A 25,259-nucleotide genomic window follows, 5' to 3' on the forward strand; every position below is an offset into this window, starting at 1 on the left:
GGCCATGTAGTAGCCGGTGCCGCGCCAGAACTCGTTGGCGCTGTTGAACCAGTAGTTGAGATCGAAGCTCGCCTGCTTCAGCCGCTGTTCCGGCGGGATAAAGCTCGGCGGAATCGCCAGCGAGGTGCGGTTGGCATCCCGCAGGGCGATCCCCTCCTTGACGATGTCGGTGAAGAAGTACTGCCCCTGACGCAGGTGGTCGTTCACCTCCTTGAGGGGGTGAACCAGCAGGGTGACGGGGATGGGATCGGCCAGTGCCCGCAGGTCCCGCTCCAGCCGCGCCCACAGGCGGGTGTTGTCCGTCAAAGAAGGTTCGGAAGGGATCACCAGCAGGTCGTAGTCCGAGGCGTAGCCGGTCTCCGGGTCCTCCACCCAGTCGCCGCGGGCGTAGCTGCCGAAGAGGATCACCCAGTCCACCGGCACCACCTCGCAGATCCACCGGGCGATCCGCCGCAACCGGTCCGCCTTCGCCTCCGGGAGGTGGGCGAGTTCCGCCTTGCGCCGGAGCTGTAGCCGCGGACTGCGATACTCCGGGAGTTGATCGGCGAAGACGGGGCGGGCGTCGGTCATGGCAGCAGGGGTCCCTCCTGGAACGTCATCGCCATGCTACCGGCCGTACATCCGGATTGCACACAAAAAGTTGGTCGCAATGGCACCGAAAGGTCGGCATAGGGCGCCCCGCGGGCGCCGCGGCGTGCGGGAAGGCGGGGCGGTTTCGTTCGGCACGGCGCCCGCGGGGCGCCCGATGGGAATCGACGCCCCCGACAAAAACGGCGGCGGTGGCCACCCGCCGCTCCGCCCCGACGATCCGCGCGCTCCGCCTGCGCGGCTGCGTCGGGGCGGCCGGGCTCCGCTCCTCCCTGCCGGCTCACGCCTGAACTCGGGCGCAACGGAAGCCAAGGATGACGTCACGGTCGCCAGGGCCGTCGCGGCTACGGCACGCGGCGCGCACGTTGCGCGCGAGGCCGCCCCACGACCCGCCGCGAATCACCCGCATCGCGCCGGCCTGCGGACCCGTCGGGTCGGTCACCGGCCCCGCCGGGTAGTCCCCATACCGGTCCGCGCACCACTCCCAGACGTTGCCGTGCATCTGGTGGAGGCCCCAGCCGTTGCAGGGCAGCGCCTTCACCTCGACCGTCTCCCGGCGGTAGATCCCCTTCTCCCAGGAGCGGTAGGGATAGTTCCCGTCATAGTTGACCTGCTCCGGGGTGATCGCCTCGCCGAACCAGAACGGCGTCTCCCGCCCCGCCCGACAGGCGTACTCCCACTCCGCCTCGGTCGGCAGCCGCAGCGCCAGCCCCGGCCGCAGGGCGTCGAGACGGGCGATGAACCGCTGCACATCCTCCCAGCTCACCTGCTCCACCGGCCGCTCCGCCCCCTTGAACAAGCTCGGATCCTCCCCCGTCACCGCCCGCCACAGCGCCTGGGTGCAGGCGGTATCCGCCAGCCAGAACCCCTCGCTCAGGGTCACCTCGTGGCGCCTCTCATCCCCCGAACGCCCCCACTCCTCCTCCGGCGAGCCCATCCAAAACCGTCCCGGCTCGATCCAGCGCATCCGCTGGCACACCCCCTCCACCGCGAACTCCGCCCACACCCCGAACGCGTCCCACCCCGCCGCATCGGCCCACGCCGGCCGCTCCGGCCAGTGGATCCGCCGCCCGTCCGCCAGCTCGGCGAACAGCCCGCGCCCGTCCCGCCCCATCGCCTCGGCCCACGGCGGCGGCGCCATCCACCCCAGCTCCACCGCCTCGCGATCGCTGCGCAGCCGCAGACCGCCCTCCGGCAGCGGCAGCCGCACCCCCTCGCGGAACGTCACCAGCCGCTCCGCGCCCCCTTCGGCCTCGACCCGCAGCCACGCGCTCCCCGAGGCGATCCGTGCCAGCGGGGCGGCGGACGCCTCCCGCCCGTCGGGCTCCGCCGCCGCCAGCTCCAGCGCCGCCCCCCGCTGGAGCAGCGCCAGCCGCCGTTCCGCCCCGCCGCCGCCCAGCAGCCACCCCACCCGCTCCAGCGGGAACCCCGCCGGCAGCGCGACGCCCCCCTCCCCCACCAACGCCTCCCCCATCAACGCCTCCCGGTGCAGCTCCGCCCACAACGCCGCGCACCCCTCGCTCCGCCGATAGACCCCGCTCCCCAGCCGCGCCACCATCCGCCGCCCCCACGGCGCGATGCCCTCCCGATAGCGGTACGCCCCCGGACTCACCAGGGTCGCCACCGCCCGGCGCAGGAACGCCTCCGCCGCCTCCGCCGGCCGCTCCAGCAGGTCGCCCAGGATCAGCCCCTCCACCGCCCGCAGCGACTCGGGCAGGTGGCGGTGATGACGGGTGATCGCCGCCGCCGCCGCGGCCTTCAGCCCCTCCGGCAGGGCCCGAAAGCGCTCCTGGTAATAGCCGACCCACTCCTCGCGGAGGGCGGCGGCGGTGAGGCCGGCAACAACGTGGGGATGGGACCAGAGCCGCGCCTCCACCCCCGCGTCCAGACCGGGAAGCAGGTGGCGCAGCTCCCGCATCAGGGCCGGTTCGAGGCGCACGGCGGACGCGGCCAGGGCGAGGAGGGATTCCACCGCCGCCTCCGCCGGCGGACTGCGCCGCGACGCCTCGCGCCGGATGGAGGGCCGCGCCTCCCAGCCCCAGCGGGCACACCGGAAGCCGCGCTCGGCGTGGGCCGGCCAATGGGCCTCGGCACACGGGAGCAGGGCGACGGGCGCGATGCCCGCCCCGCTCAGGCGGCGCCCCAGCCGCTGCCAGGCGTCGGCACGTTGGCGGCCGGTGAGCCCGCCCAGGTCGCTCAGCAGCAGCAGCGGGGTCGCCGGTGGCGGCGGATGGTAGGCGCGCGGTACCGGCTCGCGGTCGCCGAGCCGCCAGGCGCGGCCCTCCGGCCCGTCGCGCAGCACCACCACCTCGAGGCCGGCACGCCCGTAGAGCCGCTGGAGACGTTGGTGAAGGTCGTGAAAATCCTCCCAATAGGGGAGCAGCCCGGGGTCCAGATCGAACACCAGTTGGACCCGCGGCGCCCAACCGGCGCGGCGGCGGCGCGGCAACCGCGGGCAGGGCCGCCCCTCGGCCAGCCGCGCCACCAGCCGCGGCAGATCGACCTCGCCCCGTTCCGCCTCCTCGCCGAGGACCGTCTTGAGGAAGGGCCAGAGACGGGCCCAACGGGCCAGGGGGCGCGGCGGCGGCGGCGCCGGGCGCCCGGCGGGCTCCTCTTGCAGAATCCCGGACTCGCGCACCCATGCCGGGGCCTCCTGCGCGCCGGCATCCGGTTCGAGACGTTGACGGTCCCGCACGTAGAGAAAGCGCTCTGATGATGGAGTAACGGGCTTGTCTGGAGGTTTGCGTTCGGAAGGAGACGATGACGGGCGCGGTGCCGAAACGACCGTCGCGGGCTGGACCGCGGCAACCGACGCCGCTTCACGATGGACGAACCCGAACAGCGGCGCGGCCCCCACCAGGGCCGCCTCCCCCAACTCCGCCAAGCACTCCAGCAGATCGGCCCGGGAGACCGCGGAGCGGCGGGGGACGGCGCGCCGATCCCGCACCGCTCAACGGCTCCCCAGGCCGCTGAACTTCTGCAGCATGAAGCCCTGGATCCGGCCCAGCAGTTCCAACTGCGACTCCTCCCCCTCGGCCAGCCGGCCGACGGCGCGCAGCAGGTCGAGATACTCCGCCTGACCGGGCGGGGTGATCCCCTGGCGGAGCGCCTCCTGGCGATCGCGCCACAGTTGCACCGCCGCCTCCCGGCGCACCGGCTCACCGCAGCGCTCGCCGAAGTGGACCGCCCCCCGTTCCATCAACCACGCCACCAGTTCGTCCTCCTCCTCCGGCAGCCCCAGATGCAGCACCAGACAGCGGCGGACGAAGGCGCCGGGCAGCTCCCGCTCCTCGTTGGTGGTGATGATCACCAGCGGCGGCGGCACCTCCGCCTTCAGGCCGATCGGCTGGTGGCAGTAGGGGACGGTGAAGGCGCCGTTGCCGAGGGTCTCCAGCAGGCCGTTGGGCAGGTCGGCGTCCGCCTTGTCGATCTCGTCGATGAGCAGCACGCTGCCGTCCTTGGGCGTCCATTCCTCCGGGGCGGTAGGGCGGCGCTGGGGGTGGCGGCAGCGCCGGTACTGCGCCTCGGCGGAGTCCCAGTCGAAGACCCACCAGAGGGGGCCGGGGCTGAGGAAATGGAGCGGGTCGAGCTGGGCGCGCACGTCACCGCCCCCCGCCGCCGCCAGGGCCTGGGCCTCGCCCAGGCGGGCCACCGCGTCGAAACGCCACTGCAGCTCCTGCGCCTCACTGCGGGCGTGGATCACCTCGGCGACGAAGAGCCGGCCGAGGCAGTGGGCCGCCGCCCGCGCCAGCTGGCTCTTGCCGGTCCCCGGCTCGCCGCGCACCAGCAGCGGCCGTTCCGCCGCTTGGGCGGCGCGGATGGCGTCCACCGTCCGCGCGTCGAACTGGTGGACGGTGGCGGGCCAAGTGGCGGTGGCGGGAAGGGTGACGGGGCGATCGGTCGGGCAGGCGCCCAAGGTGGTGGGAATGGCGGTCATGGGGGTCACGATTCCGGGTGGTGAAGGGTGGTGTCGAGAAAGAGCAGCAACCGGCGAACCTCCGCCTGGGCGGTGTATTCGTTGACCAGCAGGGCCTCCCCCTCGCCGGTGCCGATGAAGATCGCCGAGAGATTGGAGAGGTCGCGCAGCAGCCGGCGGAACAGTTCACGCTGAGCGTCGAGGTCATCACCCCGCGGGATGGTGAAATAGTAGGGCTCGCCGATTCGCGCCAAAGCGCCCAGCTCGGCGTTCAACGTCTTATCCTCCCACTCACCGAAATGGTCCGGCGGCCGTCCGCCACAAAACACCGCCTTCCAGACGGCACACTTCAGTTGGTCCACCCCGAACTGCGGCTCGATGCCCCACTCCGAAATACAGGAGGAGAGACCGTTAAGGCCGTAAACGCCGGGGCTCTGCGGATCGGTCCTGATCTTCGCCGGACGCTCACCGCTGCGCGCCACCACCAATTCCACCCCGAGGTGAGTCTCGGTCGGCAACTCCAGCTGCAGCTTCGTCCCTTCGAACTGCCGTCCGTGCACCGCCAGCCACGCCTCACTGACACAACGCAACAACAGCCAGCCGAGCGCGGTACGAATCCCTTCCGCCGCCAACGCCCTCTCCCGCTCGCGGAGCGACGGAAGGCATTCGCGTGCCGCATCGGAGAGCACCTGCACGGCCCCCACTTCCGGCAGTTCGCGGACCAGCCGGTGGGCGGCCGACGCGGCGGGCTCCTCCCCGAGGCCGTCCGGCAGCAGCGCCTCGACCAGACCGGCGAGGAGCTCCCGTTCCAACTCCTTGCGAATCCGGGTCTGGATGGTTTCGAGAAAGGGGGAATCCGGCGGGAGGGGGCGGTTGGCCGACGATGCCGCGGCAGCCCCCCGAAGAACGGCGGGCCGTTCGGCGATCCGCTTCGTCACCGCCGCGCGCAGACTCAGGAAGAGTTCCTCAATAAAGTCGTCCCTGGCACACTCATCCTTCAGGCGCGAGAAGAAGCGCCCCTTCTTGTCACGGGCGATCTGCAGCTCCTCCAGCCCCTTCAAATCCGCCGATCCGTCCAACGCCACCCGGTCGAGTCCCACGGGCAGCGCCTTCCCGTCCGCCAACAGGGGCGCAAGCTCCCGGTCACCGATGAATTCACTGGTCAGAAACCGGTAGCTGACCAGCAGCAGACCGAAATCGCAGGCACTCAGCGCGTCGCGGATGGCGTCGGACCAGCGCTCGCCGAGCACGATCTCGCCATCGTCCCAAAGTTCGTATGCGAAGTCCGGATCGGCCTTGAGCCGCACCTTCAGTCTTTCCAGCAATCGCTCCTTTGGCCGCTTGTCATCATGCGCGTAGGAGACGAAAAACTTTACCGTGGGCTTCCCACTCTCCATCTGCTCTTTCCTTGCCCGAGTCACACCAATTGGTCACGCCGAACCGATTTCTCCTCGGCGTTCTCCGCAATCCCAAAAGGTGACAGGATATCGCGTATTCGGGTTTTGGTTGAGGAGATTGAGACGGCCGAGGGACCTGAATAGGCTGGGGAAGTCGGCCTTGAGCGGACGGTTTCGGGCCGAGATCGGTCGTTCGTTCGACCAGGAGTGCTTTCGGGAGAGCGGGTGCCGTCCGTTCTGCGGGGATGCCAAGGGAATCGGGAAGGACCTCGTAACCCGCCGCCCGCGGCTTCCGTTTGCGTCGCCGCGGTAGCGGCGACCTACGATCAGCCGTTCGTTTGATTCGAAAATCAGGATCGGAGCTGGTTCCGGCGGAGGTGCCTCCGTTCCCGGCGGATTACGCTGTCGCTAATCCGCCCTACGGGGCGCGGTGGTCTCAACGGAACGCTCCCCTTCAGCCGAAGATCTCCTTCAGCCACGCCAACGCCCCCGTCGTCCCCGTCCACACCTTGCGCATGGCATCGCGGTAGAGCCACGCCTCGTCGGGGCCGCCGAGGGTGACGCCGAAGTGGTCGATGCGCGGCTTGCGCACCCGCTTGGCCAGCAGGTACTCCGCCACCAGCGGGGAGGCCTCCACCGCCGCTTCCAGCGCCCGGCCAGCCTCCTCCCGCCAGCCAAGGCGGAACAGCGCCAGGGCACGGCCGTAGGAGATGTCCACCTGCGGGTCCTCCGGGTAGCGTTCGGCGATCGCCAGCGCCGCCTCGTCGTCCCCCTCGGCCAGCCGCTGGTCGATCAGGCGCACCCGGTGGCCGTGGTTGTCGTTGGGGTTGAGTTCCAGCAGCCGCTCCAGCAGCGCCCGCTCCGCCTCCCGGTCGTGGCGCAGGTCGTGGAGGCTGGCGAGGTGGCCGAGCAGCCGCAGGACGGGGCGGTTCTCCTCGGCGAGCCACGGCAGGGTGATCCCGCGCCGCTCCGCCAGCGCCAGGTCGATCACCGCCTCGGCACGCCGCAGCAGCGGCGTCCACAGGGTCTTCAGCACCGGTTGGGTGTAGGCGTGCTCGAGCTGGGTGATGCCCATCGCCAGGTCGTCGAGGATGGTCAGGCTGCCGAGGGCCTGCGGCTGGCGTTCGAGGAAGCCGAGCCAGTGCTCCGCCACCTCCGGCAGCCACACGTCCACCTCGTCGAAGGGTCCGGGATTGACCGAGAAGGGCTTGCCCAGCGGCCACACCTCGTGCCAGTCCAGCTCCAGTTTCTGCACGGCCGCCGGGGGGGTCAGCAGATGGGGGCGCCGGGGGTCGTCCGGGTCCATCGCCTGCGGCCGGTACAGGGGCGGCGGCACCGTGCCGGCCTCCTCCAGCAGCGCCATCAGCCGCGCGACGCTCCCCGCCTCGTCTCCGCCCATGGCGGCGAGGGTGGCCGCCGGGTCCTTGATCAGGCGCTCGAAGAGCTGCATCGTGGGATGGTCGGCGGGCAGTCCCATGCGGCGGAAACGCACGATCCAGTAGCGCGAGCGCTCGCGCAGGCGGTCGAGATCGCCGTCGGCCATCAGCAGGGTCACCTCCAGGGCGCCGATGCCGACCCCCTCCGGGTTGTCGCGCTGGGCGTGGTGGAACGCCTCCCACGCCCCGTCGCGGTCGCCCGCGTCGCTGAGCATCAGCGCGTGGCGCTCCCACACCACCGAACGGAACGGCGGCCGGCTCACCTCCAGCAGCCGCTTGACCAGGGCGCTGCGCTTGCGCGAGGCCCCCAGTTCCAGGTAGGCGTCCATCAGCATCTCGAAGAGGTGCTCGTCCCGTTCGTCATAGCGTTCCACTTCCCCGAGGAAGCGCGGTTCCAGCAGGCGCACCACCCGCTTCCAGGCCCCCGCCTCCATCAGCCGCTCGGCGAGCAGGCCGACGGTGTCCAGCGGCACCACCCCCTCGCCCACCACCCGCTCGGCCTCCTCCGCCGGCAGCAGTTCCATCAGCAGCGGCCAGATCACCTCCGGCGGCACCGCGAGCTGCGCGTCGGCCTGGCGGCAGCAGCGCTGATAGGACTCGCCGGAGCCGCAGGGGCAGGGGTTGGCGGGGGGGATCGGCGGCAGCGGGCGGGGCCGGTAGCCGTTGCCGGGCAGCGGCGTGGCGTTCCACAGGGCGCGCCCCATGGCCAGCGCCGCGGCGCGCAGCTGGGGCGGCTCCTCCGCCCCGGCGAAGAGGTCCGGGGCGCCGCCGAAGAGTTCCGGATAGGTGTGCAACGCCTCCTGGCGCATCCAGGCGAGGAAGCGCTCCGGGTCCTGCTGCGTCAGGATGCGGCCGACCGCCGCCTTGAGGAAGCGGGTCATGGCATCGTCGAACGTTGCGCGTTCGGTGGGATCGAACTCCATCAATGAGGCTCCTGCTTCGCCGCCAGGGCCTCGCCCCAGCCGCCGCCGCCGGGGGTCTCGACGGTCAGGGTGTCGCCGCTGCGCACCTTGAGGGTCACCTTCGGTTCCAGGGGATCGCCGTTGAGCAGATTGCGGCCGGGCGCGCCGTCGCCCCCCCCGGCGAGCCCCCACGGCGACTGAATCCGCCGTTCGGTGAGGAGCGTCACGGTGGCCGGCTCGAGGAACTGGAACTCGCGAACCAGCCCATCCCCTCCCGGCCGCCGCCCGCCGCCACCGGAGCCGCGGCGCACGGCGTAGCGCTTCACCCGCAGCGGATAGCGCATCTCCAGCACCTCGATCGGGGTGTTGAGGGTGTTGGTCATGTGGGTCTGCACCGCCGACAGGCCGCCGCCGTCGCGCCCCGCCCCCATGCCGCCGCCCATGGTCTCGTAGTAGTCCCAGGCCCGCTCGCCGCGGGCGCCCATGGCGAGGTTGTTCATGCCGCCGTGGCTGGCCGCCGGGATGCGCCCGGGAATCGCCTCGGCCAGCGCGCCGAGCACCACGTCGACCACCCGCGAGGAGGTCTCCACGTTGCCCGCCGCCACCGCCGCCGGGCGGCGGGCGTTGAGCAGGCTCCCCGGCGGGGCGACCACCTCGATGGGGCGGAAGGCGCCGGCGGCGGCCGGCGTGTGGGACGGCATCAGGCAGCGGAAGACGTAGTAGACCCCGGCGGCGGCCACCGACAGCGGGCAGTTGATGTTGCCCGGCACCTGGGGCGCGGTGCCGGCGAAGTCGACCCGCACGCCCGCCTCGTCCACCGTCACCGCCACCACGACGGGGATCGCCTCCACCCCATGGCCGTCGTCGTCCATCACGTCGCGGAAGCGGTAGCACCCCGCCGGGATCCCGCTCAGGGCGCTGCGCGCCAGCCGCTCGGCGTAGGCGTCCAGCTCGGCCAGGGCGGCCAGGTAGGCCGCCGCCCCCAGCCCCTCGACCAACGCCTCCAGCCGCGCCAGGCCGCGGCGGTTGGCGCTGATCTGGGCGGTGAAGTCGCCACGCGCCTCGAACGGATTGCGGGTGGCGCCGGTGATCGAGGCGAGAAAGGCGTCGTCCAGCCGGCCGCGACGAACCAGGTAGGAGGGGGGGATCACCAGCCCCTCCTCCTCCAGCGAGCGGGAGACCGGCATCGAACCGGGGGTCGCCGCGCCGATGTCGGCGTGGTGGGCACGGTTGGCGACGAAGCCCACCAGCCGCCCGCCGATGAAGAGCGGCGCGATCAGGGTCACGTCCGGGAGGTGGGTGCCGCCGAGGAAGGGGTCGTTGAGGATCACCATGTCCCCCGCCGCCCACTCCACCTGCTCGACGATACCGGCCATGGCGTAGGCCATGGAGCCGAGATGGACCGGGATGTGGGCCGCCTGGGCGCAGAGCGCCCCGTGGGGATCGAACACCGCGCAGGAGAAGTCGAGGCGGTCCTTGATGTTGGGGGAGAAGGCGCTACGCTGGAGCGAGGCCCCCATCTCCTCACACACCGCCTCGATGCGGCTGGCGAAGAGGGAGAGTTCGATGGCGTTCATGGGGCGGGATGATAGCAGGGCTTCAGGCTTCCGTGGTTTTCGGGAGCGGGAAACCCTTACCGGTCGCGTAGGTCGCCGCTACCGCGGCGACGCAAACGGAAGCAGCGGGCGTAGGCCCGGCAGCTCCTTTCCGACGGTTTCGCCCCGTTCGGCGAGGTGGGTACGAGATTTTTCGACAGTGCCTTCGTTCGCGTCGCCGCGGTAGCGGCGACCTACGTTCTATCGGACGAAGTGCCGATGTTGGGGAAAGACACCGGGAAGGAAAATGCTGTTTCAGCAAAGGTTGACCTGGAATCCGGCCCCCGCACCCTCCTGACATCTTCTTCCTGTTGCATTCCCCTTGGACCCACTCTAAAATTAGCCGACAATTTCACTAGGTTTTATTGCAGCCGTTTTACACAAAGGAGCTACCATGGCTTACGAACTTCCCGCCCTTCCCTACGCGCAGAACGCGCTGGAGCCCCACATCTCCGCCGAGACCCTGGAATTCCACCACGGCAAGCACCACAACACCTACGTCACCAACCTCAACAACCTGGTGCCCGGCACCGAGTTCGAGGGCAAGAGCCTGGAGGAGATCATCACCTCGGCGCCCGCCGGCGGCATCTTCAACAACGCCGCCCAGGTGTGGAACCACTCCTTCTACTGGAACTGCCTGAGCCCCAACGGCGGCGGCGAGCCCAGCGGCGCCCTGCTGGACGCGATCAACGCCGCCTTCGGCTCGTTCGCCGAGTTCAAGGAGAAGTTCACCCAGTCCGCGGTGACCAACTTCGGCTCCGGCTGGACCTGGTTGGTGAAGAACGCCGACGGCACGCTCGCCATCGTCAACACCTCCAACGCCGGCTGCCCGCTGACCGACGGCGTCACCCCGCTGCTCACCTGCGACGTCTGGGAGCACGCCTACTACATCGACTACCGCAACGCCCGCCCCAAGTACATGGAGGCGTTCTGGGCGCTGGTGAACTGGGAGTTCGTCGCTAAATGATTTAGGGGGCTTGGGGCCCCCTGAATCATCATTTTGGTGTTGAGGAAAAGAGGGGCCTTTACGGCCCCTCTTTTCGTTGGGGGGGCCACCGAATCACGACGGCGGCTCCGCTCCGCCGAGCATTTCCCGCTCCTCCGGGGTCAATTGGTACAGCTCGAAGGCGGCCCGGTCGCAGGCTTCCCGATCCTGATTTGTGGCCGCCTGCGCCAGCTCCTCCCGCAGGGCCGTGGGCACCGCCGTCCAGCGGGGGAGGCGGATGCGGCGCAGGGCGTGGGTCTGGGCGCGGAGGGGCGCACCACGCGATTCGCTGGTGTAGGCGACGACGAACAGGCGGGCGACGGTGGAGAGCAGCACGGCCTGCAGTGCGTGCAGGCTCCAATCCTCCGCCGTGACGTAGTTGAACAGGTGGTGGGGATAGAGCCGGCCCGCCTCGTGGACCACCACCAGCGGGCCCTTGATCTCGGGGATCAGCAGCTTCGGCCGGGACGCGAGGCCGGGGTTAACGGGGTCGAGGAGACGGTACCAGTTGGCGGGGGAGCGTTTCGCGCAGGGACGGTCGGCGATGCTCTTCTGGTGGGCCTCCAGGTGGCGGCGCAGGCGGGGATGGCGCCGCAGATCGACGAGGGTGCCGTCCTCGGCACCGGGATTGACCACCCCCTGGCCGCGCCATACCAGCCTCCCACCCTTGATATCCCGCGGGGTCGCCAGCGGCAACTTGCACTCCGTCTCCACGTCGAGGTCGTCGAAGCGGCCGATGAACGCCTTGTCGGCGCCGGTGGAGAGACCGGCGCCGACCGTGCAGCCGACCTCTTCGAGGGTCGGCAACTGGCGCTCCAGGCGGGAGAGCAGGGCCATCTGGCCGGACGACCGGAGCATCCACGGGGCCTCGCCATGGGTGACGTACGCCAGTTCGCGAAGCGTGCCCGGTGGTCTCGGCGGGGCGTCCGCCCGCATCGCCCTGGCCAGACGCGCCAGCCCGGCGCGTTCGATGGCGGGACGATGGGCGACCCGGGTGGCGCCCGCCCTCCCCCGCCCGATGAGGAAGAGGGCCGGCGCGTCGATCACCTCTTCATGGAAGGCGGGGGTCTCGTTCAATTCGACGTAGCCCTGCAGGTGGAAGCGGTCCGCGACGAGGCGCCGCAGAGGCGCGCCGCTGCGCCGTCTCGTCCAGCGATCGCTGCCGATGAAAGCGCAGCTCCCGCCGGGGGCGAGGGCGGCGAGGGAGCGTTCGATGAAGGGGGCGGTGAGATCCGTCCGGTCGTGGAAACTGCGGTAGCGGAGGCGGTAGGTGGACAGCAGGGCGGAGTGGATCGACTCGCCGCGGAAGAGGGGCACGCAGCCCACCACGAAGTCGAAACCGGAGGCGCGGAAGGTGGTGAGATAGTCGTCACAGGTAAGCCAGCGGTCGGCGAGGACGGCGGCGGCCCGCGCGGGAATGCCCTCCTGCCGGAGCAGCCGGACCACCGCCTTGCGGGTCGACTCATGGGTCTCGAACCGCCCCTCGACCGCGCGGATCGCCTCACCCAGGGCATCCACGGGCTTGCCGCCGTCGCCGCTGGCGCGCCACGCCCGCAGCAGGCGGTCGATGATCGGCAGCAGGAACTCGCCGTCGCCGCAGGCGGGTTCCAGGAGGCGCTGCCGATGGAGCGGGCGCTCTTCGGTGTAGCCGATCCAATCGAGGAGGAAGTCGACCACTTCGGGGCGGGGGGAGCCGGCCTCGTCGCTGCCGGCCTCGCCGGCGGCGGTCTTCCTTTCCGTCGCGGCGATCACCGCGGGGGAGCGGGACGGGGCGATCTCTTCTCGCCAGCGGAGGTCCAGCTGACTGGAGGCTGGGAACATGGGGCGGCCTCATCCTGTCGGGCTACGGGTGCGATGGGTATGATTATATATACACCATAAAAACAAAATCCACACGATTCATCGAGGGGGAAAGGACGCAGAGCGTCCAAGGTGGGCCGGTCACGACGCAAAGCGTCGTAACCAGTGGATCACGACGCAAAGCGTCGTGACCAGTGGATTCGGGTCGTGACCAGTGCATTCGGAAGGAGCGCCGCACTACGCAACGACCGTGAAGGGCGCTATCTCTCGTAACCACGCTCCGCGTGGTTACGCGCCGCCTTCAAGACGCTCCGCGTCGTGCCGGGCAGGGCTAGCCCGCCAAAAACTCCCGCAGGGCGCGCGCGGTATGGGATCCGCGCTTGCGCTGGGCGACCTTCTCCGGCGTCCCCTCGGCCACCACCCGACCACCGCCCTCGCCCCCTTCCGGCCCCATGTCGATGAGGTGATCGGCCTCGGCGATCACGTCCAGGTTGTGCTCGATCAGCAGCACGCTGTGGCCGTTCTCCACCAGCCGGTGGAGGACGCGGATCAGCTTCTCGACGTCGGCCATGTGCAGGCCGACGGTGGGTTCGTCGAGCACGTAGAGGGTGTGCTGGGTGGTGGCCGGCGCCTTGGCCAGCTCGGTGACCAGCTTGATCCGCTGCGCCTCGCCGCCGGAAAGGGTCGGGCTCTGCTGGCCGAGGGTGAGGTAGCCGAGGCCGACGTCCTGGAGTAGGCGCAGGGCGTGGTGGATGCGCGGGTGGGCTTCGAAGAAATCGACCGCGTCGTCGACGCTCATCGCCAGTAGCTGGGCGATGTTCTTCTCCTTGTAGGTGACCTCCAGGGTCTCGGGGTTGAAGCGCTCGCCGCGGCACACCTCGCAGGGCACGGCGACGTCGGGCAGGAAGCTCATCTCGATCCGGCGCTCCCCCTGGCCGTCGCAGGCGTCACAGCGGCCGCCCTTGACGTTGAAGGAGAAGCGGCCGGGGCCCCAGCCGTTCAGCCGCGCCTCCTGGGTGCCGGCGAAGAGTTTGCGGATCTCGTCCCAGAAGCCGATGTAGGTGGCGGGGCAGGAGCGCGGGGTCTTGCCGATGGGGGTCTGGTCCACCTCCAGGATGCGCTGGATCGGTTCCCAGCCGGTGAGGCCGGTGCAGCCGTTCGCCTTGGCCTTGCGGCCCCCTTTTTTTGAATGGGCGCCAATCCATCGGTGGAGGTTGCCGTGGATCACCTCGCGCACCAGGGTGGACTTGCCGGAGCCGGAGACGCCGGTGACGCAGACCAGGCGGTTGAGCGGGATCTCCAGGTCCACCCCCTTCAGGTTGTGCAGGGTGGCGTTGTCGACGGCGAGCCGCGGGGTGTCGACGGTCACCTTGCGCCGTTCCATCAGCGGGTGGCGCAGCGGTTCGGCGAGGATCCGGCCGGTGGCGGAGTCCTTCGCCCGCATCAGATCGCCGAGGCTCCCCTGGGCCACCACCTCGCCGCCGAGGCGGCCGGCGCCGGGGCCGATGTCGATCAGGTGATCGGCCTCGCGGATGGTCTCCTCGTCGTGCTCCACCACCACCACGGTGTTGCCCTTGCGCTCCAGCCCGCGCAGGGTGTCGAGGAGCATGCGGTTGTCGCGGGGATGGAGGCCGATGGTCGGCTCGTCGAGGATGTAGCAGACGCCGCGCAGGGTGGAGCCGAGCTGGGCGGCCAGCCAGGATGCGCTGCCCCTCGCCGCCGGAGAGGGTGGGGGCGGCGCGGTCGAGGGTGAGGTAGCCGAGGCCCACCTGTTCGAGGAAGCCGAGGCGGCTGCTTAGTTCGGCGACCACGTCGCGGGCGATCTCCGCCTCGCGGCCCTTCAGCTTGAGGCGGCGGAAGAGGTGGTTGGCCAGTGCTACCGGGAGGGCGGCGATCTCGCCGATGGTGTGGTCGTCGAGGCGCACGGCGAGCGCCTCGGGGCGCAGCCGTTGGCCGTGACAGGCGGGGCAGGGCTTGGCCTCACCGTCATAGGCGTCGTTCCAGGCGCGTTCCTCACCTGTTTGCTCCTCGTCGAAGCCGGTCAGCTTCAGGCCGGTGCCGAAGCAGGACTCGCACCAGCCGTGTTTGGAGTTGAAGGAGAAGAGGCGCGGGTCGAGTTCGGGGAAGCCGCGGCCGCAACTGGGGCAGGCACGGTGGGTGGAGAGGGTGATCTCCTGTTTGGCACCGCGCTTCGAGCGGGTCGGGGCGGTTTTCTTTTTGGCGCCGGATCGCGGCCTGGGGGCCGCTCCTACAGGGGACGTCGTGCCCACCGGAAAGACCTTCACCACGCCCTTGCCGTGGGTCAACGCCTGCTCCAACAGCTCGCGCAATGCCTTCTCATTTCTCGGATCGGCGCTAGCCGATCCAAGTGGGAGATCGATGTCGTGTTCCTTGTAGCGGTCCAGTTTCGGCCAGGGGTCGGTGGACAAAAGTTCGCCGTCCACCCGCAGCTCGCGGAAGCCTCGGCTCACCGCCCACTGGGCCAGTTCGTTGTAGATGCCCTTGCGGGCGACCACCAGCGGGGCGAACAGCTCCACCTCGCCGCCGCGATGGTCGCGCATCAGGCGGGCGAGGATCGCTTCACTGCTCTGCGCCTCGATCGGGATCTCGCACGCGGGGCAGTATTGGGTGCCCAGCTTGACGAACAGCAGGCGCAGGAAGTGGTAGACCTCGGTGAGCGTCGCCACGGTGCTCTTGCGCCCGCCGCGGCTGGTACGCTGCTCGATGGCGACGGTGGGCGGGATGCCGGTGACCGCGTCCACCTCGGGGCGGGCGGCGGGCTGGACGAACTGGCGGGCGTAGGCGTTGAGGGATTCCAGGTAACGGCGCTGGCCCTCGTTGAACAGGATATCGAAGGCGATGGTGGATTTGCCGGAGCCGGAGATGCCGGTGATGACGGTGAACTTCTCCCGCGGGATCCGGATGTCGACGCCCTTGAGGTTGTGCTCCCTGGCATTGTGGATGGAGATCTCGTTTCCACTGTAGGAGCGGCCCCTAGGCCGCGATTGCCTACAGGGATGTAGGTATGCGGCGCGAGCAGGGAAGCGGGAGCCGCTCCGGGAAGAATCGCGGCCTAGGGGCCGCTCCCACAATTGATCATGCTCCTTGAGACTCCGGCCGGTGTGGCTCGCCTCGACGCCCCTGATCACCTCCGGCGTTCCTTCCGCAATCACCCGCCCACCGCCGCTACCGCCCTCCGGCCCCAGGTCGATCACCCAATCGGCCGCCGCGATCACATCCAGATTGTGCTCGATCACCAGCAACGAGTGCCCCACCTCCAACAGCCGTTGGAACGCCTCCATCAGCACCGCCACGTCGGCGAAGTGCAGCCCGGTGGTCGGCTCGTCGAAGATGAACAGCTTGCCCCCCTCCCCCTTGCGCCCCTTGGCGGACTTCGCGAGATGGCCGGCGAGCTTCAGCCGCTGCGCCTCGCCGCCGGAGAGGGTCGGCGTTGGTTGTCCCAGCCGCAGATAGCCGAGCCCCACCGCCTGCAACGGCTCCAGCCCGCGCAGCACATCGGCCTGGCCGGCGAAGAAGGCGACCGCCTCGGTGACGGTCATCTCCAGCACCCGGGCGATGCTGCGCGCCTCGCCGCTCGGCGCGGTGAAGGTCACCTCCAGCACCTCGGGGCGGTAGCGGCGGCCGTCGCACTCGGGGCAGCGCAGGTAGACGTCCGAGAGGAACTGCATCTCCACATGTTCGAAGCCGGTCCCCCCGCAGGTGGGGCAGCGGCCGTTGCCGGAGTTGAAGCTGAAGGTGCCGGCGGTGTAGCCGCGGGCAGTCGATTCCGGCTCCGCGGCGAAGCGCTTGCGGATGGCGTCCCAGGCGCCGACGTAGCTCACCGGGTTGGAGCGGGCGGATTTGCCGATGGGGCTCTGATCGACCATCACCGCATCATCGACGAACTCCCAGCCGCGCAATTCGCGATGGGCACCGGGGGTCTCCTCCGGCTTGCCCTGGAGCTTGGCCAGCGCGTTGTAGAGGCAGTCGCGGACCAGGGTGGACTTGCCGGAGCCGGAGACGCCGGTGACGCAGACCAGACGCTGCAACGGAAGGCGCAGGTCGGCCTCCCGGAGGTTGTGTTCGGAGGCGCCGAGGAGTTCCAGCCAATGCTCGGCGGGCGGTTTCGGCGCGGCGGGCGGGGCGACCCGCATGCGACCGGAAAGGTATTCGGCGGTGAGGGAAGGGGGATTGGCCACGGAGCCACGGAGGACACGGAGAGTGGACGTTCCGAGATCCCGCCGTCTGCGCGCCCCCCTCTTCTCCGTGCCCTCCGTGGCTCCGTGGCCAATCTTTCCGGCGAGTAGTTCATCGGGCGTGCCGAAGAAGACGATCTCGCCGCCCTGCTCGCCGGGGCCGGGGCCGATGTCGAGGATGCGGTCGGCGGCCAGCATCACCTGTTCGTCGTGCTCCACCACCAGCAGGGTGTTGCCGGCATCGCGCAGCCGTTCGAGCACGCCGATCACCCGCCCCATGTCACGGTGGTGGAGGCCGATGGAGGGCTCATCGAGTACGAACAGGGTATTGACCAGCGAGGTGCCGAGCGCGGTGGTCAGGTTGATCCGCTGCACCTCGCCACCGGAGAGGGTGCGCGACTGGCGGTCGAGGGTGAGATAGCCGAGCCCTACCTCCACCAGATAACGGAGCCGGTGGTTGATCTCGTCGAGCAGCAACTCCATCGCCTCGTCCATCCCCCCACCGAGATCGAGGGCCTGAATGAACGCATGAGCCTCGTCGATGGGCAGGGCCAACAGCTCCGGCAGATTCATCTGGCGCGCGCCGCCGGTCAGCCGCCAGAGTAACGACTCCGGCTTGAGGCGCGCGCCATGGCAAGCGGGACAGCGGTCATAGGAACGGTAGCGCGAGAGCAGCACGCGGACGTGCATCTTGTAGCTCTTGCTCTCCAACCAGTCGAAGAAGCGCTTCGCGCCATACCAGACGCCATCGTCGAAATCCCCCTCCCCCTCGATCACCCAGGCGCGCTGCTCCGCGGTCAACCCGGACCACGGCGTGGCGGTGGGGATCTTGCGCCGCTTGGCGAAGCGCATCAGCTCCACCTGGCACTCGTAGTAGGAATCGCTCTGGAACGGTTTCACCGCCCCACCGGCCAGCGACTTGGACTCGTCCGGCACCACCAGCGACCAGTCGATCCCCATCACCCGGCCGAAGCCGCGGCAGGTATCGCATGCCCCCACCGGCGAATTGAAGGAGAAGTGGTTGGGCGTCGGCTCCTGGTAGTGCAGGTCGCAGTCGGGGCAGTGGAGGTCGGCGGAGAAGCGCAGCGGGGCGCCCGGCGCGCGGTTCTCGTCCAGCGGGTAGAGGGTGAGCGTGCCGTGGCCGGCGTGGAGTGCGCCGGCCAGCGCCTCGGCGATCCGCCCGCGGCGCGCCGGTTCGACGCGCAGCCGGTCGGCCACCACCTCCAGCCGCCGCCCCGCCTCGGCATGGATGCGGGTGTAGCCCTGCTGGGCGAGCAGTCCCTTCACCTCCTCCACGGTGAAGTTCTCCGGCACCGTCACCGCGAAGGTGACCACCACCCGCTCGCCCGCCAGCTCGGCGAGCAGACGGTCGGCGATGGAGTCCGGGGTATCGCGCCGCACCGGCCGGCCGCAGCCGCCGCAGAAGAGCGCCGCCGCACGGGCGTAGAGCAGCTTCAGGTGGTCGTTGAGCTCGGTCATGGTACCGACGGTGGAGCGGGAGGTGCGCACCGGGTTGGTCTGGTCGATGGCGATCGCCGGCGGCACCCCCTCTATGCGCTCCACCCGGGGACGATCCATGCGGTCGAGGAACTGGCGGGCGTAGGGGGAGAAAGTCTCCACGTAACGACGCTGCCCCTCGGCGTAGACCGTGTCGAAGGCGAGCGACGACTTGCCGGAGCCGGAGACCCCGGTGACCACGATCAGCTCCCCCGGGGGGAGGTCCAGGTCGAGATCCTTGAGGTTGTTCTGGCGTGCGCCGCGGATGCGGATGGCGTCCATCGGGACTCCTGCGGAAGGCGGTCGGGGAAGGAAAGGGATTGTACGAGGCGCGGCAACGGGCGGGAACCACACCGCGCAACCGTCACAAATCGGTGCCGGAAGACACCACCAATCGATAAAGTCCGTACAGCAACGTAAGAAATCACCTACACTGCTACGCATTTCCATTACTGGACCGGAGAACACGGTCTACATATAGTCATGTGAACGTCATACGGATATCCGACACCGCCATGCCCATGCCATCACCCCGCCCCCAGCAGCCCCAGGTGGAACTGCCCGACGCCTTCATCGACCTGATGTATGGCGCGGCGGCACTCGCCGACGACGAACTCAACGAGCTGGAGCAGCGGCTCCACGACGAGATCACCGAGGCCCTGGCGGGCAAGTTGTCGACGGAACAGATCCCCCACCTGCCGACCACCGCCTACGCGCTCCTCAGTCGCCTGCACGACCCGGAGGTCACCGCCGACGAGCTGATCTCCCTGATCAAGGGTGATCCGGCACTCAGCGCGGAGATGGTGCGGCTGGCCAACAGCGCACTGTTCCGCCGCGGCGACCGCGAGGTGACCAATCTGAAGCAGGCGACGCTCGCCGTCGGCTTCAACGGCCTGCGCTCGATGGTCCTCACCTCGCTGATGCAGCCGGTACTCAACATCCGGCCGATCTACTTCAAACTGTTCGGCCAGCAGCTGTGGGACCACTCCAGCGAGTGCGCCATGGCCTGCGCGGCGATCGCCAAGCGGCACGACATCGACACCTTCAACGCCTACCTGCTGGGGCTGATCCACGACGTGGGCAAGATCGTGCTGTTCCAGATGCTGGTGGAGACGCTGCGGGTGATGGATCCCGACCTCAAGCCGCGCCCCTACGTGCTGGTCAAACTCATCCTCGCCAGCTCCCGCCAACTGTCGGTGGAGGTGGCCAAGGCATGGCAACTGCCGGAGATCTACCAGGAGGCGCTGCGCGCCCACGCCGAGAAGAGCACCCCGGCGCAGATGCCCCCCCTCGGCCGGCTGCTCTTCTACGGCAACCTGCTCGGCGAGGCCCACCTCGCCCTGCGCCGCAAGCGCCTGCCGGAACCGGCGGTGGAGCGGCTGCTCAACGGCTTCGACCTCAACCTGGAAATGGTGCGCGCCCTCTTCCCCGACGCCCCGCCCGCCTCCCGCTCCGCCGCCTGAGCGCCCGCCGCCCTCGCCGCCACGATTGGCGACGGTGGCTCAACCGGCCTATCATGCGCGCATAATCACTACGAAAACGCGCCACCCCGGATGTCGGAAGACCTTTACCAAAAACTCGCCGAAGCCGTCGAACGGATGCCCGCCTTCCCGGAGAGCGTCCATCGGGTGATGGAGCTGACCGCCGACATCAACTGCCTGCCGAAGGACCTGGTGGAGGTGATCGAACGCGACGTGGTGATGACCGCCAAGCTGCTCAAGTGGGTCAACTCCCCCTATTTCGGCCTGGCCAGCAAGATCCAGAACATCAACCACGCGGTGGTCTACGTCGGCCTCAACACGATCAAGAACCTGGCGCTCTCCATCGCCACCATCGGCACCCTGCCGTCGAGCAACAAGGCGGGCTTCGACGTCCGCGCCTTCCTCGCCCACTCGCTGGCCACCGCCACCACCGCCCGCACCCTGGCGCAGAAGAGCGGCATTCCGGAGATGGAAGCGAGCAACTACTTCGTCGCCGGCCTGCTCCACGATTTCGGCAAGGCGGTGTTCGCGCTGTTCATGGCCGACGAGTTCCGCGCCGCCCTGGAGATGGCGCAGAACGAGGGGATCGCCCTGCACGAGGCGGAGCGACAGATGATGGGCACCGACCACGCCGAGACCGGCGCCATGCTCTGCGAGAAGTGGAAGCTCTCCGACGAACTGATCGGCGCCACCCGCGACCACCACGCGCTGAGCGGCGAGCCCACCCTGATGCGCGACTGCGTCTTCGTCGCCAACCAGGTCGTGAAGAAACTCCAGTTCGGCGACTCCGGCAACCCGCTGGTCGAACCGATCCCCCCTTCGATCAGCGGTCGCCTCGGCGGCCCCCTCAAACAGCTCTTCGCCGATATGGACGCCCTGCAGGACGAGCTGAAGAAGGCCACCGCCTTCATCGGCGGCAAACCGGCGGCCTGAATCCATTTCCAACGCGAGGCTTCAATGCAGTGCCTCCGTTCGACACGGCGCCCGCGGGGCGCCGTGTCGAACGGAACGGCCACCGAACAAAGCGCGGCACATAACTGAAGGCTCCGGCCATGTGAGCACCGCCGATCCCCCCGATCCAACCGCCGATCCCCCCTCGCCATTGAATCTCCCCCACAACCGAAAACCGCCCCTTTGCGTTCCGGCGCGGTTTGGGGTTAACTCTCGGGGATGAGAATTAGAAGAGGTCGGCCAGCATGAAACTGCGCTTTTGGGGGGTCCGCGGCTCCATTCCCTCCCCCGGTCCCAACACCGTGCGCTACGGCGGCAATACCACCTGCCTGGAGGTCCGCACCGACGCCGGCGACATCATCATCCTCGACGCCGGCACCGGCATCTTCCCGCTCTCCCAGAGCCTGCTCGGCGAGATGCCGCTGGCCGCCCACATCTTCATCACCCATACCCACTGGGACCACATCCAGGGACTCCCCTTCTTCATCCCGATCTTCGTCCCCGGCAACAACCTGCGCATCCACGGCGCCTTCGACCCGATCACCCAGAAGGGGATCCGCGAGGTGCTCGGGGTGCAGATGGAGTACAGCTATTTCCCGGTGCGCGAGGCGGAGCTGAAGGCGAGCCTCGAGTACATCAACGTGATGGACCACCAGCCGGTGCAGGCCGGCGCCGCCACCGTCACCCCGGTACTGATGAACCATCCGGTACTCAACTTCGGCTACCGCATCGACTGCGAGGGCAAGTCGTTCTTCTTCACCGGCGACCACGAGCCGCCAGCCAATATCTACTCCCCGGAAGACAGCTTCTACCAGCAGTACCAGGAGATGATCGCGCAGAAAAACGAAGCGATCCTCGACGTCATTCGCGGCGTCGACGTGCTGGTGGCCGACTCCTCCTACACCCCGGAGGAGTACACCACCGGCAAGGTGGGCTGGGGCCACGGTACCTACGACACCTCCATTGCCATCGCTCGCGCCGCCGGCGTGAAGAAGCTCTTCTGCACCCACCACGAGCCGACCCGCCGCGACGACAAGCTGGAGGCGGTGTTCGCCGAGGCGTTGGCGCGCCACCCCCGTCAGGAGGGCGACCCCGAGATCCTGCTGGCGCAGGAGGGGTTGGTGGTGGAGTTCTAAGGCAATTCGACCTCACACCTCTCCCTCTACCCCCGCGCTCCGTCCTGAACGCCCGTAGCGCCCACCGACGCAGCCTCCAAAAAGCCCCGCGGCGTCAGCACCGACCGCCCCTCCGGCGGCTGCTCCAGCAGTGCGCGATCCCCGGTGACCAGCACCGAACCGGGATGCAGTTCGAGCAACGCCCACAGGTGATCATCCCCCGGGTCCGGGGCCGGCGGCCCGCCCCGCGGCTCCCGCCACACCGCCTGGGTAACGATCTCGGTGAGCAGCGCGTCCACCTCCTCTTCCGACAAGCCGTGAAGCTTGCGCAGCTTCGGCCGCAACAGCACCCGGCGGTACTCGCCGAGCAACTCCGGCGAGAGCAGGAACGGGAACCTGCCGCGCACCATGTCGTCCACCACCAGAGCCGTCGGCGAATAGGGGTTTGCGGTGATCAGGCCGCTGACCAGGGTGGTGGTATCGATGACCGCGACAATCACCGCTGCTCCCCGCGCTCCTCACGGGTCTCCGCCACGGCGAGGGCCATCGCCTCGTCCTCCCCCATCCCGGACCGCGCCCGCGCCTGCGCCACCAGGCGGGCCGCGGAGCGGGACGACTTGATACCGTAGAACTCCAGACTCTCCTCGATCAGCGCCCCGATGCTCTTGCCGCGCCGCGTCGCAGCCTCCTTCAGCGCCTGGTGGCGTTCGTCGGTCAGATTGATGGTCAGACGGGCCATGGGTACCTCCTGGAGGATTGGTGCATTATCACCAAATCACCATAGCACAGACTAGGTGTCAGGTGTCAGGAAAAGGCTGTGGAAACAGGTCCAATCGAAACCACCCCGGGTTACCACGCTCCGCGTGGTAACCCGGCCTACATGCCGGCAGAGGAGATCGACATGGACGCTCCGCGTCGGCGCCGCGACGCCCGAATACCGCCGCACCCGAAATCAGACCGCAGAGCGTCCAAGTGCCACCGGTTACGACACAGAGCGTCGTAACCGGATCCGTCCTACCCGGACCAGCGCTGGCGACCAGATATCAACACCTCGTTTAACCCTCTCCCACCCCCCGATTAATTCCTCCCCTTCCCCCCCTCCCTCGAATCGACTAGCTTTAATCATTCGATTAATTAAAGGTGGTGTTTCGATGGACGCAAAGGTTCAACGCAAGCGGTCGCCGGGCCGGCCGGTCGGGGAGGGGAGCGACGTGCGGGAACGGTTGCTGAAGGCCGCCCGCACCACCTTCCTGCGCGACGACTACGACCGGGTGACCATTCGCCGCATCGCCGAAGAGGCCGAGTCCAACTCGGCGATGATCCACTACTACTTCGGCAGCAAGGAGGGGCTCTACAAGGCGATGGTGGCCGACGTGATCGAGCCCTTCTTCCTGCGGGTCGAGGCGCTGGGGCGCACCGAGAAGCCGGAGGGGTTCGGCGAACTGTTCGATCTCCACAGCCGGGTGATGGCGGAGAATCCGGAGTTTCCACCGCTGGTGGTGAAGACCCTCGGCCTCGGCGCCGGTCCCGCCCGCGACTACATGATGGAGCTGCTGCCAGGCCGCCTGCGTGCGCTCTTCGTGCGCATGATCGACCGCCAGAAGGCCCTCGGCCAAGTGGCCACCGACATCGACCCGACGATGCTCGGCTTCTCCTTCATGAGCCTGGCGGCGATGCCGTTCGTCATGCACCCGGCGATCGAAGAGATGTTTGGCGGCCCGCTGAAAGGGGAGCTGCTGGAACGCTTCATCGCCCACAACACCCTGCTCTTCGAACACGGCTGCCGGCCTTCGTCTTCGGTTTGACGCCTTGGTATTTCACCATGAAGGGTATGACCAGGGACGAAGGATATGAAGGGGAAGAGATGATATCGAATCAAAGCTTCCCTTCATGCCCTCCATGGTAAAAAAGCCCTGACCGAACACCACTGCAGCCCTCCACTGATCACAGCCGAAGGCATTGGTCCGCCCAATGCCTCGATTCCCTTCGTGGTTACCCATCCCCCACCGCCCGAGACACCGTCCAATGCTGAGCAACCTCTCCAAACGTAAGTGGATCTTCTTCCCGCTGGCGCTGCTCGGCGCGGCGGTGCTGGTGGTGGCGGTGAAGGCCAAGCGCGGAGCGGCGATCCGCCCCGCCGAGCCGGTCGCCGTGGCGGTGCAGGTCCACACCGTGGAGCGGACCGCCATCGCCCCCGAGGTGGTGGGCTACGGCCGCGTGCGACCGAAGGTGAGTTGGGAGGCGGTGGCCGAGGTCAGCGGCCAGGTGATCGCACGCAACCCTCGGCTGGAGGCGGGGCGCACCCTCCGGGCAGGCGACGTGCTGGCGCGCATCGATCCCCTGGAGTACCAGCTCAAACAGGCCCAGGCAGAGGCGGACCTCGCCTCCGCCGACGGCGACCTGCTGCGTCTCGACGCCCGCCGTGAAAACGCCGTCGGCAACCGAGAGATCCAGGACCGCCAGGTGGCGCTGGCCGCCAAGGAGCTGAAGCGGATGGAATCGCTGTTCGGCCAGAAGGCGCTCTCCCAATCGGCCCTCGAACAGCAACGCTCCACCCTCCTCGCCCAGCAGCAGAAGCTGGCGGAGATCGACAACGAGCTGCGCCTGATCGACGCCGACCGGGCGGTCAGCGAGGCGAAGAAGCGGATCGCCGCGGCGAAGGCCGACGACGCCCGCCGCCTGCTGGAGAAGACGGTGATCACGCTGCCCTTCGATGCCCGCATCAGCGAGGTGAACCTGGAGCAGGATCAGGTGGTGAAGGCCGGCGAGGTGCTGGTGCGTGCCTACCGCATGGAGGTGATGGAGGTGGAGTCCCAGGTGGCGCTCCACGAGATGCGCCGTCTCGGCCGCTCGCTGCCCGGCGAATTCCGCCTCGGCAGCCGCCCCTTCGAGATCGGCGAGCTGGGCCTCACCGCCACCGTCGCCCTCAACCTGCTCGGCGGCAATCCGCAGTGGCCGGCCAGGGTGACCCGGGTGCGCGAAACGGTGGCCGACGGCGAGGGCTCGGTGGGCGTGGTGGTGGAGGTCGAGCAGAAGATCGACGAGGTGACCCCCGGCAAGCGGCCGCCGCTGATCAACGGCATGTTCGCCGAGGTGCACATCCGCGGCGTGCCCCAGCCGCTGCTCACCGTGCCGGTGGCGGCACTCCACGGCGGCCAACTCTACTTGGTCGACGGCGAGGAGCGGCTGAAGGTGGTGCCGGTCAGCGAACGGTTCGAACGCGACGGCCTCGCCGCGGTGGAGGGGATCGAGGAGGGCGCCCGCGTCGTCACCACCGCCCTCGACCCGGTCGTCCCCGGCACCCCGCTGCGGGTGGTCCTTCCGGACAACGGTGCAGATAACGCGGAGGACGCAAAGAGCGCAGAGAACGCAGAGAAGAAGAATGAGCACTAATCCTCTT

The 25,259-nt window shown here is 68.9% G+C and carries 16 protein-coding genes; 6 read left to right on the forward strand and 10 right to left on the reverse strand.

Features of this window, described 5'->3' with window-relative positions:
• The 6 genes from ACYQ2W_RS13430 to ACYQ2W_RS13455 all read right to left on the reverse strand — a co-directional run.
• On the reverse strand, positions 1-570 hold a 570-nt coding region (locus ACYQ2W_RS13430), incomplete at its 3' end, for a nucleotidyltransferase domain-containing protein (protein WP_459867867.1).
• Between the two features lie 298 nt (positions 571-868).
• The gene (locus ACYQ2W_RS13435; RefSeq protein ID WP_459867870.1) at positions 869-3,535 is read right to left on the reverse strand and encodes an SUMF1/EgtB/PvdO family nonheme iron enzyme; all 2,667 of its coding nucleotides are present in this window, start codon (positions 3,533-3,535) and stop codon (positions 869-871) included.
• A gap of 3 nt (positions 3,536-3,538) precedes the next feature.
• Positions 3,539-4,525 carry an AAA family ATPase gene (locus ACYQ2W_RS13440; protein WP_459867873.1) on the reverse strand — a complete coding sequence of 329 codons (987 nt, stop codon included), beginning with the start codon at positions 4,523-4,525 and terminating at the stop codon, positions 3,539-3,541.
• A 5-nt stretch (positions 4,526-4,530) separates the two neighbouring features.
• Positions 4,531-5,901, reverse strand: a complete 1,371-nt coding sequence (locus ACYQ2W_RS13445; RefSeq protein WP_459867876.1) for a toll/interleukin-1 receptor domain-containing protein — start codon at positions 5,899-5,901, stop codon at positions 4,531-4,533.
• A 454-nt stretch (positions 5,902-6,355) separates the two neighbouring features.
• Entirely contained in the window at positions 6,356-8,260 is a 1,905-nt protein-coding gene (locus tag ACYQ2W_RS13450) for an SEC-C metal-binding domain-containing protein (RefSeq protein WP_459867879.1), read from the reverse strand.
• On the reverse strand, positions 8,260-9,816 hold the full coding sequence (locus ACYQ2W_RS13455) for a hydantoinase B/oxoprolinase family protein (RefSeq protein WP_459867882.1): 1,557 nt from the start codon (positions 9,814-9,816) through the stop codon (positions 8,260-8,262). The genes ACYQ2W_RS13450 and ACYQ2W_RS13455 overlap by 1 nt, the downstream gene beginning before the upstream one ends.
• Before the next feature lie 412 nt (positions 9,817-10,228).
• Between ACYQ2W_RS13455 and sodB the strand changes: the two genes are divergently transcribed.
• Positions 10,229-10,801, forward strand: coding sequence for a superoxide dismutase [Fe] (gene sodB, locus ACYQ2W_RS13460; protein ID WP_459867885.1), 573 nt, complete (start codon positions 10,229-10,231; stop codon positions 10,799-10,801).
• Between the two features lie 93 nt (positions 10,802-10,894).
• Here the strand turns inward: sodB and ACYQ2W_RS13465 are convergent, their stop codons facing one another.
• Entirely contained in the window at positions 10,895-12,640 is a 1,746-nt protein-coding gene (locus ACYQ2W_RS13465; RefSeq protein WP_459867888.1) for an Eco57I restriction-modification methylase domain-containing protein, read from the reverse strand.
• Between the two features lie 926 nt (positions 12,641-13,566).
• Entirely contained in the window at positions 13,567-18,594 is a 5,028-nt protein-coding gene (locus tag ACYQ2W_RS13470; protein WP_459867891.1) for an excinuclease ABC subunit UvrA, read from the reverse strand.
• Positions 18,595-18,827: 233 nt separating this feature from the next.
• Between ACYQ2W_RS13470 and ACYQ2W_RS13475 the strand changes: the two genes are divergently transcribed.
• The 3 genes from ACYQ2W_RS13475 to ACYQ2W_RS13485 all read left to right on the forward strand — a co-directional run bounded on the left by ACYQ2W_RS13475 (position 18,828) and on the right by ACYQ2W_RS13485 (position 21,880).
• The gene (locus ACYQ2W_RS13475) at positions 18,828-19,775 is read left to right on the forward strand and encodes an HDOD domain-containing protein (protein ID WP_459867894.1); all 948 of its coding nucleotides are present in this window, start codon (positions 18,828-18,830) and stop codon (positions 19,773-19,775) included.
• Between the two features lie 90 nt (positions 19,776-19,865).
• Positions 19,866-20,726: an HDOD domain-containing protein gene (locus ACYQ2W_RS13480; RefSeq protein ID WP_459867897.1), complete on the forward strand. Its 861-nt coding sequence runs from the start codon at positions 19,866-19,868 to the stop codon at positions 20,724-20,726.
• 263 nt (positions 20,727-20,989) lie between these two features.
• Positions 20,990-21,880 (forward strand): MBL fold metallo-hydrolase, encoded by an 891-nt coding sequence (locus ACYQ2W_RS13485; protein WP_459867900.1) that lies wholly within the window; start codon positions 20,990-20,992, stop codon positions 21,878-21,880.
• 26 nt (positions 21,881-21,906) lie between these two features.
• Here the strand turns inward: ACYQ2W_RS13485 and ACYQ2W_RS13490 are convergent, their stop codons facing one another.
• The gene (locus tag ACYQ2W_RS13490; protein WP_459867903.1) at positions 21,907-22,359 is read right to left on the reverse strand and encodes a PIN domain-containing protein; all 453 of its coding nucleotides are present in this window, start codon (positions 22,357-22,359) and stop codon (positions 21,907-21,909) included.
• Positions 22,356-22,598: a CopG family transcriptional regulator gene (locus ACYQ2W_RS13495; RefSeq protein WP_459867906.1), complete on the reverse strand. Its 243-nt coding sequence runs from the start codon at positions 22,596-22,598 to the stop codon at positions 22,356-22,358. Before ACYQ2W_RS13495 ends, ACYQ2W_RS13490 begins: the two co-directional genes overlap by 4 nt.
• A 412-nt stretch (positions 22,599-23,010) precedes the next feature.
• Between ACYQ2W_RS13495 and ACYQ2W_RS13500 the strand changes: the two genes are divergently transcribed.
• Entirely contained in the window at positions 23,011-23,664 is a 654-nt protein-coding gene (locus ACYQ2W_RS13500) for a TetR/AcrR family transcriptional regulator (RefSeq protein WP_459867909.1), read from the forward strand.
• Positions 23,665-23,884: 220 nt separating this feature from the next.
• Positions 23,885-25,252, forward strand: coding sequence for an efflux RND transporter periplasmic adaptor subunit (locus ACYQ2W_RS13505; RefSeq protein WP_459867912.1), 1,368 nt, complete (start codon positions 23,885-23,887; stop codon positions 25,250-25,252).
• Positions 25,253-25,259 lie beyond the last annotated feature (7 nt).

It is taken from the genome of Endothiovibrio diazotrophicus (genome assembly GCF_054657215.1).

What these genes read in the sequence shown, in the direction of transcription:
- ACYQ2W_RS13445 (WP_459867876.1), bottom strand. Translation starts at nt 5,901, where the DNA reads ATGGAGAGTGGGAAGCCCACGGTAAAGTTTTTCGTCTCCTACGCGCAT.
- sodB (WP_459867885.1), top strand. Translation starts at nt 10,229, where the DNA reads ATGGCTTACGAACTTCCCGCCCTTCCCTACGCGCAGAACGCGCTGGAG.
- ACYQ2W_RS13495 (WP_459867906.1), bottom strand. Translation starts at nt 22,598, where the DNA reads ATGGCCCGTCTGACCATCAATCTGACCGACGAACGCCACCAGGCGCTG.
- ACYQ2W_RS13505 (WP_459867912.1), top strand. Translation starts at nt 23,885, where the DNA reads ATGCTGAGCAACCTCTCCAAACGTAAGTGGATCTTCTTCCCGCTGGCG.
- ACYQ2W_RS13455 (WP_459867882.1), bottom strand. Translation starts at nt 9,816, where the DNA reads ATGAACGCCATCGAACTCTCCCTCTTCGCCAGCCGCATCGAGGCGGTG.
- ACYQ2W_RS13480 (WP_459867897.1), top strand. Translation starts at nt 19,866, where the DNA reads ATGTCGGAAGACCTTTACCAAAAACTCGCCGAAGCCGTCGAACGGATG.
- ACYQ2W_RS13450 (WP_459867879.1), bottom strand. Translation starts at nt 8,260, where the DNA reads ATGGAGTTCGATCCCACCGAACGCGCAACGTTCGACGATGCCATGACC.
- ACYQ2W_RS13475 (WP_459867894.1), top strand. Translation starts at nt 18,828, where the DNA reads ATGCCCATGCCATCACCCCGCCCCCAGCAGCCCCAGGTGGAACTGCCC.
- ACYQ2W_RS13500 (WP_459867909.1), top strand. Translation starts at nt 23,011, where the DNA reads ATGGACGCAAAGGTTCAACGCAAGCGGTCGCCGGGCCGGCCGGTCGGG.
- ACYQ2W_RS13440 (WP_459867873.1), bottom strand. Translation starts at nt 4,525, where the DNA reads ATGACCGCCATTCCCACCACCTTGGGCGCCTGCCCGACCGATCGCCCC.
- ACYQ2W_RS13485 (WP_459867900.1), top strand. Translation starts at nt 20,990, where the DNA reads ATGAAACTGCGCTTTTGGGGGGTCCGCGGCTCCATTCCCTCCCCCGGT.
- ACYQ2W_RS13465 (WP_459867888.1), bottom strand. Translation starts at nt 12,640, where the DNA reads ATGTTCCCAGCCTCCAGTCAGCTGGACCTCCGCTGGCGAGAAGAGATC.
- ACYQ2W_RS13470 (WP_459867891.1), bottom strand. Translation starts at nt 18,594, where the DNA reads ATGGACGCCATCCGCATCCGCGGCGCACGCCAGAACAACCTCAAGGAT.